This is a genomic window from Moorena sp. SIO3H5 (genome assembly GCF_010692395.1).
Classification (GTDB): Bacteria; Cyanobacteriota; Cyanobacteriia; order Cyanobacteriales; family Coleofasciculaceae; genus Moorena.
Window position 1 is genome coordinate 1 of record NZ_JAAHHS010000011.1, and the last position, 18353, is coordinate 18353.

General features: G+C 44.6%; 12 protein-coding genes and 1 pseudogene. 7 read left to right on the forward strand and 6 right to left on the reverse strand.

Annotated features, from left to right (window positions below; all coding sequences use genetic code 11):
- Nucleotides 1–608: 608 nt before the first annotated feature.
- The 4 genes from F6K52_RS02745 to F6K52_RS02760 all read right to left on the reverse strand — a co-directional run bounded on the left by F6K52_RS02745 (nucleotide 609) and on the right by F6K52_RS02760 (nucleotide 5885).
- On the reverse strand, nucleotides 609–1772 hold the full coding sequence (locus tag F6K52_RS02745; protein ID WP_075896321.1) for a GuaB3 family IMP dehydrogenase-related protein: 1164 nt from the start codon (nucleotides 1770–1772) through the stop codon (nucleotides 609–611).
- A 242-nt stretch (nucleotides 1773–2014) separates the two neighbouring features.
- The gene (locus F6K52_RS02750) at nucleotides 2015–4117 is read right to left on the reverse strand and encodes an SPFH domain-containing protein (RefSeq protein ID WP_293073701.1); all 2103 of its coding nucleotides are present in this window, start codon (nucleotides 4115–4117) and stop codon (nucleotides 2015–2017) included.
- Nucleotides 4118–4233: 116 nt separating this feature from the next.
- Nucleotides 4234–4935 carry an OB-fold-containig protein gene (locus tag F6K52_RS02755; RefSeq protein ID WP_293073705.1) on the reverse strand — a complete coding sequence of 234 codons (702 nt, stop codon included), beginning with the start codon at nucleotides 4933–4935 and terminating at the stop codon, nucleotides 4234–4236.
- An 806-nt stretch (nucleotides 4936–5741) separates the two neighbouring features.
- Nucleotides 5742–5885 (reverse strand): IS630 transposase-related protein, encoded by a 144-nt coding sequence (locus tag F6K52_RS02760; RefSeq protein ID WP_293073791.1) that lies wholly within the window; start codon nucleotides 5883–5885, stop codon nucleotides 5742–5744.
- 84 nt (nucleotides 5886–5969) lie between these two features.
- Here F6K52_RS02760 and F6K52_RS02765 point away from each other — a divergent pair, with 84 nt between their 5' ends.
- Both F6K52_RS02765 and F6K52_RS02770 read left to right on the forward strand, forming a co-directional pair.
- Nucleotides 5970–6254: a transposase gene (locus F6K52_RS02765; RefSeq protein ID WP_293073709.1), complete on the forward strand. Its 285-nt coding sequence runs from the start codon at nucleotides 5970–5972 to the stop codon at nucleotides 6252–6254.
- Between the two features lie 108 nt (nucleotides 6255–6362).
- Nucleotides 6363–7997, forward strand: a complete 1635-nt coding sequence (locus tag F6K52_RS02770; RefSeq protein WP_293073712.1) for an amidase family protein — start codon at nucleotides 6363–6365, stop codon at nucleotides 7995–7997.
- 236 nt (nucleotides 7998–8233) lie between these two features.
- On the opposite strand, the gene F6K52_RS02775 is transcribed toward F6K52_RS02770, so the two are convergent.
- Nucleotides 8234–8434 (reverse strand): hypothetical protein, encoded by a 201-nt coding sequence (locus F6K52_RS02775; protein ID WP_293073718.1) that lies wholly within the window; start codon nucleotides 8432–8434, stop codon nucleotides 8234–8236.
- A gap of 300 nt (nucleotides 8435–8734) precedes the next feature.
- Between F6K52_RS02775 and F6K52_RS02780 the strand changes: the two genes are divergently transcribed.
- The 5 genes from F6K52_RS02780 to F6K52_RS02800 all read left to right on the forward strand — a co-directional run bounded on the left by F6K52_RS02780 (nucleotide 8735) and on the right by F6K52_RS02800 (nucleotide 17341).
- A complete protein-coding gene (locus tag F6K52_RS02780; RefSeq protein WP_293073721.1) occupies nucleotides 8735–9619 on the forward strand; it encodes a hypothetical protein in 885 nt (294 codons plus the stop codon).
- 567 nt (nucleotides 9620–10186) lie between these two features.
- Nucleotides 10187–12871 (forward strand): endonuclease MutS2, encoded by a 2685-nt coding sequence (locus F6K52_RS02785; protein ID WP_293073724.1) that lies wholly within the window; start codon nucleotides 10187–10189, stop codon nucleotides 12869–12871.
- A 462-nt stretch (nucleotides 12872–13333) separates the two neighbouring features.
- Nucleotides 13334–13921 (forward strand): DUF3038 domain-containing protein, encoded by a 588-nt coding sequence (locus F6K52_RS02790; protein ID WP_293073727.1) that lies wholly within the window; start codon nucleotides 13334–13336, stop codon nucleotides 13919–13921.
- A gap of 354 nt (nucleotides 13922–14275) precedes the next feature.
- Complete coding sequence (locus F6K52_RS02795) at nucleotides 14276–16195, forward strand: DUF4335 domain-containing protein (protein ID WP_293073730.1); 1920 nt, start codon at nucleotides 14276–14278, stop codon at nucleotides 16193–16195.
- 378 nt (nucleotides 16196–16573) lie between these two features.
- Nucleotides 16574–17341, forward strand: a complete 768-nt coding sequence (locus F6K52_RS02800) for a class I SAM-dependent methyltransferase (RefSeq protein WP_293073733.1) — start codon at nucleotides 16574–16576, stop codon at nucleotides 17339–17341.
- A gap of 65 nt (nucleotides 17342–17406) precedes the next feature.
- Here the strand turns inward: F6K52_RS02800 and F6K52_RS02805 are convergent.
- A pseudogene (locus F6K52_RS02805) lies at nucleotides 17407–17799 on the reverse strand (UDP-N-acetylglucosamine 2-epimerase); the annotation flags it as partial.
- Nucleotides 17800–18353: the final 554 nt, after the last annotated feature.

Below are 18353 nucleotides of genomic sequence, written 5' to 3' on the forward strand. Positions count from 1 at the left end.
TGTTGCAGGTTACAGGTTACAGCTTGAAGGTTACAGCTTGAAGGTTACAGCTTGAAGGTTACAGCTTGAAGGTTACAGGTTACAGGTTACAGCTTGAAGGTTACAGGTTACAGGTTACAGCTTGAAGGTTACAGGTTACAGGTTACAGGTTACAGGTTATCTTCTCAACCTACCCTAAACCGAACGCCAAAGGTGAACAACCAAACAACCTTGGCCTTAAGGCCAAAGGCGAACGGAACCTTAAACCTTAAACCTTCAAAATTATCAAAATAAGGAACCGCCCGAACTCTGTCCGGGCGGAGTGTGGTGTGAGGAGTGAACGGAAACATTTGTCTCCGCTTTTTCCATTGTATGTCACCGTTTATTTTTTTTCAGCAATTTCCAAGCCAGTCGAAAAATTTTGACGATTGGCAGTGGTTGCGATAAGTATATATACTCAGCGCTCAAACTATTGATAACAGTTGTTCGTTAACTTTAGAAACCTGTAGAAAAGCTGTTAAATTTATCAATTACCATAATATTTGGTAATTGTCAATGATCAAGTTTCAATTTTTCAATTAATTATTGATGAACAACCAAGAATGATAAGTATTCAACTGGACACTATATTATTTCCCCATACCTAACTGCTGAGCTTTCTGGTATACTTTCCCTTCTGTTAGCAGAGAAGGAGCAATCACTACTTCCACTTGTTGCATTTCCTTGAGGTTTTTTGCTCCGAGGGTTCCCATACTGGTTTTCAATGCTCCCAAAAGGTTGTGGGTGCCATCATCCATTTGGGCTGGTCCAGTCAGAATTTGCTCAAGTGTGCCAGTGCTGCCGACTTTAATTCGTGTCCCACGGGGTAGCACGCTGGAAGGGGTTGCCATCCCCCAATGAAATCCTTGTCCGGGAGCTTCTTTGGCACGGGCGAAAGGAGAACCAATCATCACCCCATCAGCACCACAAGCAATACACTTACAGATGTCACCTCCTGTAATTAAACCGCCATCAGCAATCACTTGCACATAGTTACCGGTTTCCTGATAGTAGTCGTCACGGGCAGCAGCGCAATCGGCAACTGCTGTTGCCTGAGGTACACCTACACCCAAGACACCCCGAGAGGTACAAGCAGCACCAGGACCAATACCCACCAAGACAGCAGTTGCCCCAACTTTCATCAAATTGAGGGCAACGTCGTAGGTCACGCAATTCCCCAAAATTACTGGCATGGGCATATCCTGACAAAACTGTCCCAAATCCAGGGGATTGATAGACTCTGGTGACAGGTGAGCTGTTGAAACGACTGTTGCTTGAACAAACATTAAATCAGCACCAGCTTCTGCCACTACCTGACTATATTTACTGGCTCCAGCAGGGGTCAGACTCACAGCTGCAATACCACCTTGGTCTTTGATTTCCCGAATTCGCTGGGTAATCAATTCTGGCTTAATCGGTGAACTATAAAGTTCCTGCATCAGGGGAACAAACTCAGAATTTCCCACCGAGGCAATGCGGTCTAGAATCGGTGATGGGTCAGCATAACGGGTTTGAATCCCTTCTAAGTTGAGAACCCCCATTGCCCCAATTTGGGACAACTTGACTGCCATGGACACATCAATCACCCCATCCATAGCGCTGGCGATAATGGGAATTTCCCGTTCAATACCACCAATACGCCAGCGAGTATCAGCCAAACTGGGGTCGAGTGTCCGCTGTCCGGGAACAAGTGCAATTTCATCTATGCCGTAGGCTCTGCGAGCTATCTTACCTCGCCCAATTTGAATATCCACGCTGTTTTTCTTCCGAGATTATTTTAGCTAGGTTATCAAATTGGAGCGAAGATTGCTCGAACTATACAAAGAAACTATGAATTGTGAAGCATGAAGTATCAATTATGAATTCTTAATACGTAAGCATTCAGCTAAAGGCCTTTGGCCACGCTACGCGAACAGCTATCAGCTATCAGCTATTCGCGTAGCGTGGCCAAGAGCTGACGGCTGAGGACTGACCGCTGAATGCTTACCTTCATACTTCAGCCTTTCCCTGATTTAGGTTTCTTGATGCTTGGGTGGGTAAGGTGGTTTTTTTCGGTAAGGTTTGAGGTTGCTGCTGCCTGTGATGGGATGATATCCGTGGTCGGGGTTTTCTTATCCTTTGGTTTGATTGTATTACTGGTGTTTGTGCTACTGTTGTGAGTAATCATCTGGCGGATTTGACTAATCAATGGCCCTAGCTTGCCTTCCTCTAACAAACCATTAATCATTGATAAGCCAGTGGTAGACAGTAGCAGTTTGTTGATGTCACCTACACTGCTAGCTCCGTTACCATTATTGCCATTGACACCGGGGAAGGAGTAAATCCGAGTATCTCCCAAAATTCCTGGCTGGGGAGCCAAGGCTTTGGCAATTTCTGGTAGTTGAGGGGCTAACTCTGGCCATATGGTAGTGATGATTTTAGCAGTTAGCTGAGCATCGCTGATGGAATTTTCGGCTTCGATCAGGGATCGTTTACCTTCTGCCTCTGCTAAGGCTTTATCTCGATTTGCCTCTGCTAGGGTGCGGATCGACTCAGCTTCTAGTTCTGCTGCTTGTCTGGCTGCTTCAGCTTGACGAGAGCGGCGGAATACATCGATTTCAATCACGTTTTGCTCACCAATCCGCCGTTGTTCGGCTTCTTGTTCAGCAGCAATGATAGAAAGGCGTTGTTGCCGTTCGGCTTCTTCTACTTCCGTAGCGGTGGCTACAGCGGCTTCAGCTTGAGCTCGTTCGGCTTCGGAATTGAAGCGATCGCGTTCTTTTTCGGAAATTGCGATCGCAGCGTCTTGTTGAGCAATTTTTGACTCTCGTTCTGCTTCTGCCAATTCTACCTGAGAATTCAGCAAGGCAGCATCGACGGTTTTCTGACGAGTAACTTCTGCTACTTCTGCTTCCTGTTTTTGCAGGATTTGTGCCACCTTGAGGGTTTTATTCCGTTCTTCTAATTCAATATCTGCCTGAATTTTCTTAGCTTGAACTGCCAGCTGTTGTTGAATCTTTTCCTCTTCTAAGGTTTTCTGACGATTAATTTCTGCCAATTCCGCTTCTTGTTTTTGCAGGGTTTGTGCTACCTTAAGGGCTTTATTCCGTTCTTCTAGGGTGATATCTGCTTCAATTTGGCTTTGCTGCAAGGCCAGTAGTTTACGAATTTCTTCCTCTTCTACAGACTTATTCTGTAAAATTTTAGTCCGCTGAATTGTGGCTGCTTCTGTGGCTTTAGCTTCTTCTATTTCCCGCTCACGCTGGGCTTTTAGGGCTTCAACCTCAAGCTTTTGTGCCAGTTTCGCTTCTTCTTGTTCTTGGGCAATGCGTAGGGATTGCTTTTCAGCGTTTAGTTCTTTCTCTTCAATGGCAACTTTGGTATTTAACTCAACTTCAGTTTTTTGCTGAATTGATTGTTGAATGGTTTCCGTGCGCAGACGTACTCCTTGGGCATCAAAGAAGTTATTCGTATCGTAGGTATCACTCTCTTCTATTTCAGAAATCGCGATATTATTGAGGGTTAATCCGACTTTTCTTAAGTCTTGCTGAATCAAATTCAACACTTCATCAGCAAATCCTAATTTATCGGAATCAATTTCTGCCAAATTCTTTTTCTTGGCTGCTGCTCTAATAGCATCATCCGCCCGTTTTTCGATAGCTTCTTTAATATCTTCGGGGGAAATTTTACCTTCACGAGACAGTCGTTGGGCAGCAGTAATCACATCTTCTTCATTGGCATTGATACAGACATAAAAGGTTACCCGCATATTAGCCCGCAGGTAGTCTTGGGTCCGAACTGCTAGGTTACCTGTCCGCTCAACATCAATAGAAATTTCTCTGAGTGGGATACGGGTAAGTTCATGAAATCCTGGCAAAACCACACACCCGCCACTGAGAATAACCGTTTTCTTTTTGACAAAGACACCACCTGTCCGCAAAAATGCTTCGTTGTTGGGGGTGATGACATAAACTCTGGTGTAAGCCCAGATGCTTAATAGCAATAATACAATCAGACCTCCAATCACACCAGGGAAAAATAGAATTCCAGGAGGAAGCTGGGCTATAGATGACTGTACCGGAACATTTTGCACTGTTGTATTCATCGATGAGTTTGACATGGCTAAAATAGATTTAAGATAAATGGAGCTATATATACTAATCAGGGAAGATGAAAAAAATTTTGATAATCTTGAGCAACTGATATACATCACAGCAGGTTGTACACCCTTGGTAACTAATGGGCATTGTCTAACCAGGCTTGCTGATCAGCACTATCTTTAACCACTACGAGATAGTTATGATGGTGTCGGTCAATCACTAATACTTGGTTCCCCCGTTTAGGAGTAACTGTTGCCCAATTTGGTAAGGTGGCATTGACTGTAACTAAATTACGAGCTGGATCTAGAACATCGACTTGACCGATTTTGCCTTGGTTTTCCTTGGGAATGGTGGCAGAAGAAACTGTACCGTGACAGCCAATAAAGCGATCGCTACTGGTATCTTCTCCAAAGGAGGCGAAAATTTTTCCTATTGGTCGAGAGATGAATCCTCCGGTAACTAGGGTCAAGAACAATGACATTACTGATACCACCCCAGCTAAAAACCCCGTGGGAATACTGCCAGTAAGACCACCAATCATGACATTGAACATCCAGCCGAAAAGTCCCAAAAGGCTACAGTCTGTTGCCAAGAGTAAAATTAGGGGGGCTTTACCGATACCTAGCCATCCTAGAATCTCAATACCACCTTCACCATCGGCATCAGTATCTGTATCAGTACCGATATCTACATCTACATCCAGATCTACATCCAGATCTACATCTGCATCTATATCCATGTCATCGTCTCCGCCACCGGAAACAATTACTAACAGAAACAGTAGAACTCCCATACCCAAAAAGATCCAGTAGGGGAGGTTGGCTAGGTCAAATAGCATGGGTGTATGCGATCGCGTTTTTTGAATGAATTGTTGCTCTATATATCCAGCCTAACGACTGGTTTCTTGGAAATCGGGAAAATGTAAGTATTTTTAATGTTCTTGAAAGATTAACCATTAGCCGATATTCCGCACTTTAAAGTCTCACAATCAGAATTAACTGAGAAAGGAATAGAAGGCTATCGCCGATCCGAGAATATCTAGCAAATACCCAGAAGTGCAACAACACTGGTTTGTGGTAGAAACTCAGAAGCGCAAGGAGTCTGACCTCAAGCAACTGCAGAAGAAACTTAGCCATTGCAACACCCCACTGGCAAACCAAACTACAGAAATTGAGCGTGCAAGAGTTTACCTGTGAGCCAGATGCATGGGCTGCAGAGGATCAATTTGAACAGCGCTTACCCTGGCATCGACTGGAGACCTGCACTGTGGTGTCGAAACCCCATGATCACAAACGGGGCAAGCCCAAAGCTCGAAGCTAACTCAACGAAATCACCTATCACGTTCAAGACCACGGCAGTCGCTCATGGCGGAAAACCCCAAGACCGCTTAGATGCGACCCTTTAGAAATTTTATCTAGAAAATCTTGCCTTTTTTATTCATTATTTTCTCGATAGCCGTAAGTTTTTTTCGTAAACAACTATTTAATCAAGCTTTATTTATAGTGATATTAATAATTTATTTTTGCCACTTTTTTGCCATTTTATTTTGAGTTAATTACCCTTAAAAATATTAATATATAAAAAACCCCTAAATTTCGGTTTTTATATATTTTTATAACTCTCTTTTTGCCTATAATTGGCTGTTTACTTTCTCTTTTTTAAGCAGATAATTGTATTTCGGATAATTTTCAAGAGACGACTAGCTTGAGTTTTTCCCATGCCATCGTCAATAGCACTCATGACTTTTGTTCTTAAATCGTAACTGTAAGAAACTGGATTTTTATTAATTAATTAACAAAAATTGACTTGATGACTAGTATGTCCTATTATTTGCTTCGACTGCTATAGGACGGAACAATTTGAGGTAAACGAGTGCTCGACAAGGTCAAACAGATCGGCAAAGCGGTCTCGCGGTTGTATCTGATTTGGGTTGATGGAGGCAATAGTTGTGAGCCTTTCATCATGTGGGTCATGGATTTGTGCGGTTGGATGGTACAATTCTTACTCCTACCCCAACAGACCAAAGGCTTCGTACTGCTTAAAAAGCGTTGGGTAGTGGAGCGCACTTTTGGTTGGCTGATGGGATGCTTTCGATATGGTCACAGACTTATGAGTTATTGGCTCAAACATCAGAGACATTCATTTATCTGGCTATGATACGGATCATGGATCGCCGCTTGGCATAAAATTTGACCTCTGATCACTTTTCAAATATCCTCTTAGTTCAATCAGTAATATTCTTGATGCGGCAATTTCAATTTATATATGAAACAAAAACTGACCTGGTGGCAAATAGCTAAACAAGGGCTGACTTATCTTTTCATGTTAGGTCTGAGTACTTTTCCCTCAGAGGCAGTCGCTGAGACCTTTCGTCTCAGGGAAGCAACAATCGCAGAGATAACCCGTGCTTTTGAGAAGAATGCACTCACTTCTGAACAATTAGTGCAACTTTATCTCAATCGTATTGAAGCCTATGACGATCAGGGGCCGAAAATTAATGGGCTAATTTCTATCAATAACAATGCCCTTAAAGAAGCAAGGGCGTTAGACCAAGAACGCCAGCAGAAAGGACCACGAAGTCCTTTACATGGCATCCCCATCATTCTGAAAGATAACTATGACACTACCGATTTACCCACAACAGGAGGATCGGTGCTGCTGGAAGGTTCCTTACCCCCCGATGATGCTTTTACTGTTAAGAAGTTGCGAGAGGCAGGAGCCATTATTCTTGGTAAAGCAAACATGAGTGAATTTGCTGAATCCTATGGTAGGCTAGGTTACAGTTCCCTTGGGGGACTGACACGCAATCCCTACAAATTAACTCGTGATCCTTCGGGTTCGAGTGGAGGCAGTGGGGCTGTAATTGCGGCAAATTTTGCTGTTTTAGCCACCGGAAGCGATACTTCAGGCTCAATTCGTGGCCCTGCAGCAGTAGCAGGTCTTGTCGGTATCAAACCCACTCAGGGATTGGTTAGTCGAGATGGTATTATCCCCCTAACCCTCTCCTTTGATAGTGCGGGCCCTATAGCTCGAACCGTGACAGATGCAGCGATCGCTTTGGGTGTAATGGCAGGGGTTGATCCCAATGATTACCGTACCCTGGACAGTGAAGGGAAAACATATAAGGACTACACCCAGTTTCTCAATAAACAAGCCCTAAAAGGGGCAAGAATTGGGGTGGCGATTGATTTTCGGGGTGGGAACCCTGAGGTAGATGCTGCAACTGATGCAGCAGTTGCTAAGCTGAGGGAATTAGGTGCAACAGTTGAGTCGGTGGATTTCTCTCCCAAATTGGAAAACCTCTGGCCTTTCATGGCACCGGTAACAGAGGCTGAGTTTGAACCCCAGATCGATAGTTACCTCAAAAACCTCCAGCTTCCATTCCCTGACACCCTAAGGGAAATGTATTCGATGAGCTTATCTAACCCATTAGTAAATTCAGAACAGGCTCTCAATCCCGGTCGCGTCGGAGGGTTTGAAGAATCTCTAAAGCATCCAGAACTGGCTGATCCCGAATATCTTTATATTCTCCATTTCGAGTTTCCTAGGGTTCGCCAGGAGATTTTATCGATTATGACTGCCCAAAATCTCGACGCGATTATTTGGCCCACCATGACTTGTCCTGCCGGTCCGCTCTATAATGTCGAGGATCCAACCTATCAATGTGCTTCAAGTGACCCCTACATACCAGGGTACTTAGCCAATGTTTCTGGTTTTCCCGGCATTTCTGTGGCAATGGGCTTTACTGAGCAGGGATTACCCCTAGGACTGACTTTCTTTGGTAAGCCTTACAGTGAGCCTACCTTACTGGGATTCGCTTATGCTTACGAACAGGCAACCCAGTTTCGGCGACCTCCAACAAGCACTCCTGCTTTGCCCGGTGAAAATTTTGACTATTAGTGGGTAACTGAGATTTTTTGGGATCTAGACCAAATCAAAACTAACTGAGTATCAAGGTACTACTAGTGCTGCTAAGCGCGCGAATCGGAACTATTTTAGATGACCTGATTCAGCAATCTAGTAACAACCAATAAATCAATAGAAATCATTCACAAACCCCTACGAGTTATTGTAGGGGTTTTTATAATCTCCTCTCCAACCTAGGGAATGTGGGTTTAAGCATTCAGCCACAAGACTTAAGATTTCCTGGGGATTTTCGGAATTACTAGGAAAATTCCGAGAATCAACACTTTAATTAGTAGTGGGGCAAAAACAAAGCTTAGGAACAGGCAAATTATCACAACTAATAATGATGCCACTTTCAATATTTCTTCTGTAGTGTTAACAGAAAGGTAAGTAGCTACTGCAGCAATCACCAAACTGATTAGTAAGGGCATATACTCTCGATTGAGTCACTAAATACTAATCAGGGTTAACCCTTAACTTTTATGACTAAGCTTGGCTTTTTGTAACAAAACTTCACTTAAGTTAACTTACAGGAGTTTTGGCGTTGCTTAAACTACAGGTGATAGGACACACTATTATCAGGACTTCCTGAAGACTTAAAAACAGTCTGGCTTTCTCTAGCAAGGCATCAGCCCACAAAACTAAGCCAAAAAAACTAAAAATTAGCAATAAAGCATCCCTTCGAACGGGAAAACTAAAGGGTACAACTACTAGATACCTCTACGTAAGCGATGAACTTTAGCTTTAACTTTTTTGATCTGTTCTGGATTTTTCTAATCATCTCCTCGTTGCAGCCCTTGTGGCAACGTCGCCAGATGCAATATAGACGTTTTAGAGCTTTGCAAGAATTTGAGGAGAACCGCAAAAGTCGGTTAATTTTACTGATTCACCGACAAGAGTCTATTAGCTTGTTTGGCATCCCTGTGTCCCGCTACATATCTATTGAAGATTCTGAACAAGTACTCAGGGCAATCCGTCTAACTCCACCAGATGTACCTATTGATCTCATTTTACATACTCCTGGGGGATTGGTGCTGGCTACAGAACAAATTGCTAGAGCTTTAATTCGTCATCCTTCTAAAGTTACTGTCTTTGTACCTCACTATGCCATGAGTGGTGGTACCATGTTAGCCCTAGCCTCTGATGAAATTGTGATGGATGCCAATGCTGTCCTTGGACCAGTTGACCCTCAATTAGGGAATACTGCTGCTGCTAGCATTCTCAGAGTTGTGGAGCAAAAGCCCCTTGAGAGTATTGAGGATCAAACCTTGATGATGGCCGATTTGGCAGCCAAAGCCATGAAGCAGGTGCAACGTTTCGTGCGAACGCTACTGCTAGACGATATTCCTAAGCAGAAGATTGACCCAGAACACATCGATAGAATTATTGACTTTCTTACCACTGGTCAAATTACCCATGACTGTCCGATTACTGTCGAGGAAGCCTCTGAACTAGGTCTACCTGTCACGGTTGGTCTACCTAAAGCTATTTATAAACTAATGGATTTGTACCCCCAACCTCAAGGTGGACGTCCATCGGTACAGTATATTCCTCTGCCGTACAAACCTACTCCTACGTTACCGGATAACACCAGCAGATCGTTATCCCACAAGTAGTTTTTGATAATGCTGAAATGATGAGATAATCGGATGAAGTGGATAAAATCAATTGCTCCACTCAGGGCTTAGTACGTAAGTTACAGTACTCTTACTGGAGCTAAAAACCTTAGGGAAGCCCTACCATACGATTAAACCATCTGAAGAAGGAGAATTTAGGATAAATCTGGTAGGGCATACATCAACTTATTCCAGCATATCCCAATTTGGGGTTTTTGTGTCTTTTTCAGATGGCAATTAGTAATTAAGTCAGCTAAAGCGCTACGCGCACGCTACGCGAACAGCTATCAGCTATCAGCTATCAGCTATCAGTTATCAGCTAATGCGCTACGCGCACGCTACGCGAACAGTTATCAGCGATTAGCGCTACGCGAACAGCTATCAGCTATCAGCTAAAGGCCTTTGGCCACGCTACGCGAACAGCTATCAGCTATCAGCTATCAGCGCTAATCGCTGACTGCTCAATACTTATTTAATTGGTAATTGGTAATTTGATCTAGCAAAACTTTCCCACTACTAACCGAATTATAGGATAATACAATTGAGGTATGCGTTTGTCTCTGAGCCTTGATTCAATCTGAAACCTTAGAACTACTGGAATGGTCCCGCCTGTGCCAACACCTGGCAACGTTTGCGGCTACTAAGCTGGGAGCCTTTGCGGCTCGTTATCTCCAACCCCCAGCAACTCAACGGGAAAGCCTAGACCTGCTAGCCCAAACCAAAGAAGCCTACCAACTGGAAACGAGTTTAGACACAGGACTAACCTTTGACGGCATTCAAGATATTGGTGAATCTCTTGATAGAGCAGAGCTCCAAGGCATTTTGTCTGGTGAGGAACTATTAGCGATCGCAACAACCTTAGCTGGTGTGAGGCGTCTACGGCGGTTTATTGAAGACCAAGAAGATGTACCAATTCTCAAGGAACTGGTGGCTGACAGCCGCACCTACCCAGAACTTGAACAAGAAATTCACCGTTGTATCGATGACCGGGGGGATGTAGCTGACCGGGCAACCCCGAAGCTGGCAGGGATTCGGACTCAGATGAAATCATTACGAGACCGAATTTATGAAATCCTCCAGGGGATTGTCCAGCGTAAAGGGGGGGCATTACAGCAACAGTTAATTACTCAACGGGGTGATCGGTTTGTACTCCCGGTTAAAGCTCCCCAGAAAGATTCTATTCCTGGTATTGTTCACGATACCTCTAGTACCGGTGCCACCCTATACGTGGAACCGAAGGCTATTGTTAGCTTAGGCAATCAACTGCGAACCCGGCGGCGGCAAGAACAAGTGGAATCGGAAGCAGTACGTCGTGCCTTGACTGAACAAGTAGCAGCAGTTAAGCCAGACTTAGAACGGTTGCTGGTTGTAGCAACTACCCTAGATTTAGCTACCGCTAAGGCAAGGTATAGTCTGTGGTTAGAAGCCAATCCCCCCAGATTTATTGACCGCAATCAGAATGAAAGCATTACTCTGCGGCAACTGCGCCATCCCCTACTGGTGTGGCAGCAAAAACATGAACAAGGAACATCAGTGGTTCCGATTGATGTCCAGATTCAGTCCTACATTCGGGTAGTTGCTATTACCGGTCCGAATACTGGCGGTAAAACTGTTACGTTGAAAACCTTTGGTTTAGCGGCACTGATGGCAAAAGCGGGTTTATTTGTGCCAGCAAGGGAACCAGTAGAACTGCCTTGGTTTGACCAAATTCTGGCAGATATTGGAGATGAGCAGTCTATAGAACAGAGTTTATCCACTTTCTCGGGTCACATTCGCCGAATTAGTCGGATTATTGAGGCGATAACTACCCGAAAAGAAGAGTTACAGGTTGACAGGTTGAAAGTTGGAGGTTCTCAAGAGTTTCAGGTTGGTAGGTTGAAAGTCCTTCGCGAACAACCAGATAACCTTCAACCAGATAACCTTCAACCAGATAACCTTCAACCAGATAACCTTCAACCAGATAACCTTCAACCAGATAACCTTCAACCAGATAACCTTCAACCAGATAACCTTCAACCAGATAACCTTGGCCTTAAGGCCGTAGGCCACGCTGCGCGAACGGCCACGCTACGCGAACAACCGGCCAACCTTAAACAACCTTCAACTCCTCGTGCGTCACTCGTGCTATTAGATGAAGTAGGAGCAGGGACTGACCCGGCAGAAGGTAGTGCATTAGCGATCGCATTACTGAAATACCTGGCAAACACAACACAATTAACCATTGCGACTACCCATTATGGGGAACTCAAAGCACTAAAATATCAAGACGAGCGGTTTGAGAATGCCTCGGTGGAGTTTGATGACCAAACCCTGTCACCCACTTACCGTCTATTGTGGGGTATTCCTGGTCGCTCCAATGCTTTGAGTATTGCTAGGCGCTTAGGGTTAAACCCATCGGTGGTGGATCAGGCTCAAACCCTTTTGGGGGGAGCTTCGGAAGATGTGAATGAGGTAATTGCCGGTTTAGAAGCTCAACGGCGCACTCAGGAAACTAAAGCCCAAGAAGCTAATCAGTTACTGCAACAAGCTGAATCTCTCCATCAAAAACTATCTGAACGGGCAAAACTTTTGCAGGAGCGGGAACGGGAATTGAAGCTTTCTCAGGAACGGTCTGTGCAAGATGCGATCGCACAAGCTAAGAAAGAAATTGCCCAAGTGATTCGCCAGTTGCAGCAAGGCTCCCAAACTGCTCAAAATGCCCAAAAAGCCACAAACGCTCTTAAGGAAATTGCCCAGCGTCAAATCCCAGCCGCACCGCCTCCTAAACCAAAACCAGGATTCCGTCCCAAAGTAGGCGATCGCATTCGCATTCCCCGATTGAATCAGACAGCCGAGATCCTCAGTGCTGCAGATAATGGGGAGCTAACGGTACGCTTTGGCTTAATGAAAATGACCGTTGCTCTAACAGATGTGGAATCCTTGGATGGACAAAAGCCCGAAAATGTGCTAAAAACTACATCAAAACCAGCTCCAGCCCCAACCCCAGTCTCGCGGCCAGCTACGGCTGTGCGCACCTCGAAAAATACCATTGATATTCGAGGAAGTCGGGTAGCTAATGCAGAGATTGACATCGACCAAGCAATATCTAAAGCGATAGACTTTGGAGTACTCTGGATTATTCATGGCAAAGGAACTGGTCGATTAAGACAAGGTGTCCACGCTTTCTTGGAACAGCACCCTCTCGTGGAGCGTTTTAAGCTAGCCGAACAATCTGAGGGTGGGACTGGTGTTACCGTTGCTTACCTTAAATAAGGTCACAGGTTAGCGGGTTAACAGGTTAGCAGGTTAGCAGGTTAGCAGGTTAGTAGGTTAGCAGGTTAGCAGGTTAGTAGGTTAGCAGGTTAGCAGGTTAGCAGGTTACAATGCATTTTTGAACCTTGGCCAAAAGGCCACGCGTGCGCGTTCAACCAGACAACATTCAACATTCAACATTCAACATTCAACATTCAACATTCAACCTTGGCCAAAAGGCCACGCGTGCGCGTTCAACCAGATAACCTTCAACATTTAACTAGACAACCTTAAACATTCAACCTTGGCCAAAAGGCCACGCGTGCGCGTTCAACCAGATAACCTTACTAACCTTCAACATTCAACCAGATAACCTCCAACCAAAGCTTTACCAGCAGGAAACATACCTTAATCTTTGGTAGTCCTGTTTCCAAACCTGTAACAGCGACGGGTAAACCGGATTTGCTTCACTAAAATAAAATTATGGTTTCCACTGTCAAGACGCCAAAATCACCTCCTGCTTGGGAGGATTTGCCTCTGAGTCAAGCCGCAGACTCAATCGATCTCGATAATATCAAAACCCAGCTAGATTTAGTCTTGCTTAGCCTAGAAGCTCTAGCAGGTATTGGTTCAGAGGAGATGCTGCAAGCTGCTGCTGAATTAAATTTAGACTCAATGATCACAGACCGAGTAGCATTGTGGCGTCTGCGTCAGTCTAATCCTCTGCGCAAAAGTTCAGGAGGTCGGAAAAAGCTGGATGTGGAGGAAGCGCGATCGCTAGTTTTAATCATCTGTCACTTGGCTAAAAACCATCAAGAATTAATCCGTCGTGCGGTGGCTTTACTCGAACAAATGACACAACAAAACAGTGAACCTCATCGTGCTGCTTTATTGGGAGATTATTTAGATAACTTTAACAACACTTACCGAGAACGGATGACCCAAGAAGAAAAGGTATCAACTGATAGTCTAAAGCAACTGGCTCTTAAACTATTAATCAATTTACTATTCTATAGTGGTTCTAAAGGTCATCAACGTTTATGGTTAGCCCTATTAGGTAAAGTATCTTAAGGATTGTATAGATTAAAATCTATACTATTTATTAAATTAATGAGGTACAAAATTATGGGTAGTGAAGGATTAGGAATTATAAAATTTTGGAATAGTTAAAAATACTGTGTACCTCATAGTAATGAGAACAGCTATAGCATTGTCAGTTGAGATGGGAAAAGTTAATTGATTAAAGAACGGAACAGTAATCCCCCCTACTGCCCTTAATAAGGGGTGCAGTGAACGAGGATTTTTTGGTGTTATGATAAATCAGTATTGGGTTTTATGATTTCTTTGGAAATGCTATAGAAATCAACAATCAACAATTAACAATTAACAATTAACAATTAACAAATGACTAATAAATAATCACCAATGACCAACATAGTCCTGCGACGTTACACTCCTCCTACCTGTACCCTATCAATTTGGGCAAACCGCTCACCCTTATCTCGCTGGGTGGGACAATCTGTGGTGAAGAAGTTGCGGTTTGAGTTGCGTTTTGATGACCCCCGCAAGCCAGAAGAACAACAGGTAACCTTACGAGGCAACGCAGAAGATTTAGATGTGTTGTATGAAGCGGTAGATGGCTATGTTCAGCACTTCCTTGAGCCGTCCCCAAACCAACTGGTTGCCTCTGGTAACTCTAAGGCCGTAGGCCACGCTACGCGATCGGCTGAGGTTGCTCCCTTAACTGTGCTAACTCTTCCAACCCCTCAGGAAGAAAATGCCACAACAGTTGCAACTCAGCAAATCCATCTGCAATCGAAAGGGTTACTGAGCCATAGCCTGTTTCTGGGTAAGCTGGCTAATGAAGAATCTGGGTCAGTGGTTGATTTAAGTGCTACACAGCTGTTTGATCTAGCTACCGCTTTGGATGAATATGCCGCTGAAGTAGTATCCCTACCAAAACTCAATCAGCCCAGTTGGAAACCCGAATCATCGGGTTGGATGCGTACAGCAGCATCGATGCTGTTGGCAGTGGGTGTAACAGCAGCAGTGATTAAGTTGCTTGATAAACCTCAGCCTGTTGAGCAAGCAAAAACACTAACAACAGCAGAATCACAAACAACACCATTAGACTCCAGCAAAATTGGTAAAAAGCGAGCTATCTCCCAGGTTCCCCCAGCACCGAGCACTCCCATCCCAACTCCGTCAGTGCCACCACGTTTATCCCCAGGAACCAAGTTACCGCCACCGCCTCCTGTTAAGCCACCCTCTCCACCAGTACGCACTGCCCCACCGCCTCCTGTTAAGCCACCCTCTCTTCCAGTACGCACTGCCCCACCGCCTCCTGTTAAGCCACCCTCTCTTCCAGTACGCACTCCGCCACCAATAGCCTCACCCCCAAATTCACGTCCGATTCTCACAATTGTTCCTCCTCCAGCTAGGAAACCAGACTCTCCTCAACTAAGTGCTACTAGTTCTGCTGTTAGTCCTGTAGCTAGTTCTGCTGTTAGTCCTGCTGCTTCTGGGGCTAGTAATGGTGAGGCACGTCTTTCTGAGGCTAGTCAAACTAATGTACCTGCTGCTGATGCCAATACCCAACCCAAACCAACTCCACCTAGTCCCATCGCTGTAGTACAAACTGTGTCAGAATTGCCAGTTATTAAACCAGCGCCCTCTCCTACTGAGGTGGCAACTCAGGATTCCCCTAGAGAAAGTTTATCGATCCCCACAGAAACAGTGGTAATCCCTGAGGCCGAGTCTTCGATTTCTTCTACTTCTACTGCTTCGATTTCTTCTACTTCTACTTCTTCTAGGTCTACTACTACTAATGTGGCGGTTCAAGCCATCCCTGCTCCTCAACAGAATGTTTCCACTCTCTCTAGAGGTCCTTCTACCTCTAGAATTATCGATCAAGCTGTGCCTGGACTGAATCTCCCGAATAGCCCTGTTATCGATCAAGCTGTGCCTGGACTGAATCTCCCGAATAGCCCTGTTTCTGATTCTTTAAACTCATCCAAGCCTACTGTTGCGAATCAAATATCTCAAAATACCCTGTTTGATAAGATTTCTCAGGTAGCAGAAGCTAGACGATATTTCCAGGAGCGCTGGCAACCTCCCGAAGGGCTACAGAAAACCTTGAACTATAGTTTGTGGTTAAATAATAATGGTACAATCCGACGTATAATACCCCTTGGGCAAGCAGCCAAAACCTATATAGATAACGCCCCCATACCTCTGCTCGGTGAAACTTTTGTGTCCCCTTTAGAAGGGGAAGGTATACCAAAAATTCGGGTGCTGCTACACCCAGATGGTAAGGTACAAACTTTGTTGGAAGGGATGAATTGACGTAATTAGTAATAGGGGCTCTTGCTTACCACCTATTAGGTTAAATTCCTTCCTACCTAGGATGTTCAAAACTATTGTTAGGCAATTTTGGACAATCTTTTTGTGTGTGCTCCCTTGGAAAATGTGGGGTCTCACCCTATTAACCTTCCTATTATTTAGCATGGGGAAGTTTAAAATCTAGGTATAACTATCTTGGGATTTGTTTTAAGTAGCATTTTGGCATAGTAAGTCCGTACAAGCAAGTTAACTAAACTCTATATCTAGAGTCTTTGCGTAAGCCTTGAGTTGGTCTTGCGCCCCTGACATTGGCTGTTAGGATCCTGTACCGTTCACAATTAGTTTTTATCTGGGTTCAAACTCAAAGGAATTTTGAAAGTGATGAAGAAACATAAAATCCAATTTCCACCTACAAATGTTCGAGAGCTTGGCCAAGATCAGGTCTATTTTTACCTTGTTAATGGAGAATCCAGGGAGAAGATCCGTCTACATGACTATGACCGGATCTTCGCAGTTCCTGAATTATACGAGCAGGTTGTATATGAGCGTCTGAAGTGCCAGTCTCCGTCAATTGTAGTGGATATCCTGGAGTCTACCGTCTCTCAAGGGGACCAGAGCCTCAACGAGCTTCGGGTAATTGATCTTGGGGCAGGAAACGGGATAGTTGGTGAAAAGCTGAAACAACACGGAGTCTCACGGCTCATCGGAGTTGATATTATTCCCGAAGCCCAGGCTGCCACTGAGCGAGATCGTCCCGGAATCTACGATGAATTCTATGTGATGGATTTCTGCAATCTCAGTGATAAAGATCGTGATGAACTCAATTCTTGGTCACCTAACTGCCTGGTTTCAGTAGCAGCACTTGGGTTCGGTGACATACCAGCAAAGGCTTTCTTGGAAGCCTTCAATGTAATCAGCGAAAATGCCTGGGTTGCCTTTAATATCAAAGAAACCTTCCTTGATTCAAGTGATAATTCTGGATTTTCACAGCTCATTCGGAAACTGATCTTCTCGGAATTTTTGGATCTCTATCATCTGAAAAGGTATCGCCATCGGTTCTCCCTCGAAGGTGAAAAGCTCTATTACTTTGCCCTAGGGGGCAAAAAAAATTCTGATGTTCCGCTGTCCTTAATAGACTCACTTGAATAGTGATTCTGACAGGGAAACCTATCTAAAATTCGGCTAACCGGGAAGCTAAGATGCAGACAAACCGGTTATTGCCCAATAAGTCGGATTGGGGGATTACAAGCAAAGTAATCCTCCACAATCTTCACGATACGCTCCGCCGCACGACCATCCCCAAAGGGATTAATGGCATTTGCCATGCCCTGATAAGCTACTGAATCACTCAATAACAAACTTGCCGCCCTCACCATCTGCTCTGGGTCGGTTCCTACCAACTTACCAGTCCCAGCTGCGATCGCTTCCGGTCGTTCCGTGGTCTTACGCAATACCAGCACTGGTTTACCCAAACTCGGTGCTTCCTCCTGCAATCCCCCAGAATCAGTCATCACTAAATAACACCGTTGCATCGCTGCTACCAATTCCACATAATCCAGCGGTTCTGTTAAAAATACCCGCTCATGGTCACCCAAGATTGCCCTCAGGGAACCACCAAAGGCTAGAAGCTGAAGGAAGAGCGGGGAGTGTAAGGGGGCTGACTGGGGTTTTCCCAAGCCCCTTCCTTTTAGGCATAGGTAGTGTCAAAAAATTGAAATCGTCACTTAGAGTTAGAGGTTAGAGGGATTTCACCCGTCCCTTCCTAGTTAACTCCCTACTGTGGTCATGTTCCAGTCCTTATACCCTCTTGACTCTGACCTCGAAAGGAGGGAAACTAGGTGAGAACTCCCAAAACCCACCCTAGGGGTTAGGGTTTGGGGTTCTTGTAAACTCCAGAGTGACCTATAGGGTATATCGAGCATACAAACCCCTCTAAATTGGTACGGAGTGACAACTCTACCACGTTTGTTTTGACTGGGGAAGAATCTGTTTAATTTTCCGTTCAAGGAAGATGCAGCCTTAGTAAAAATAGTTCCACCTTATTTTCTGTTGGCGATCGCAGATTCTGTCTGCCTCTTCCAAGGCTTAATCATTCACCCTTCCCTGATTAGTAAGACGTGGGTTAACTGAGCCGGATTAGCTAAAACTTAAGTTGAAGCTC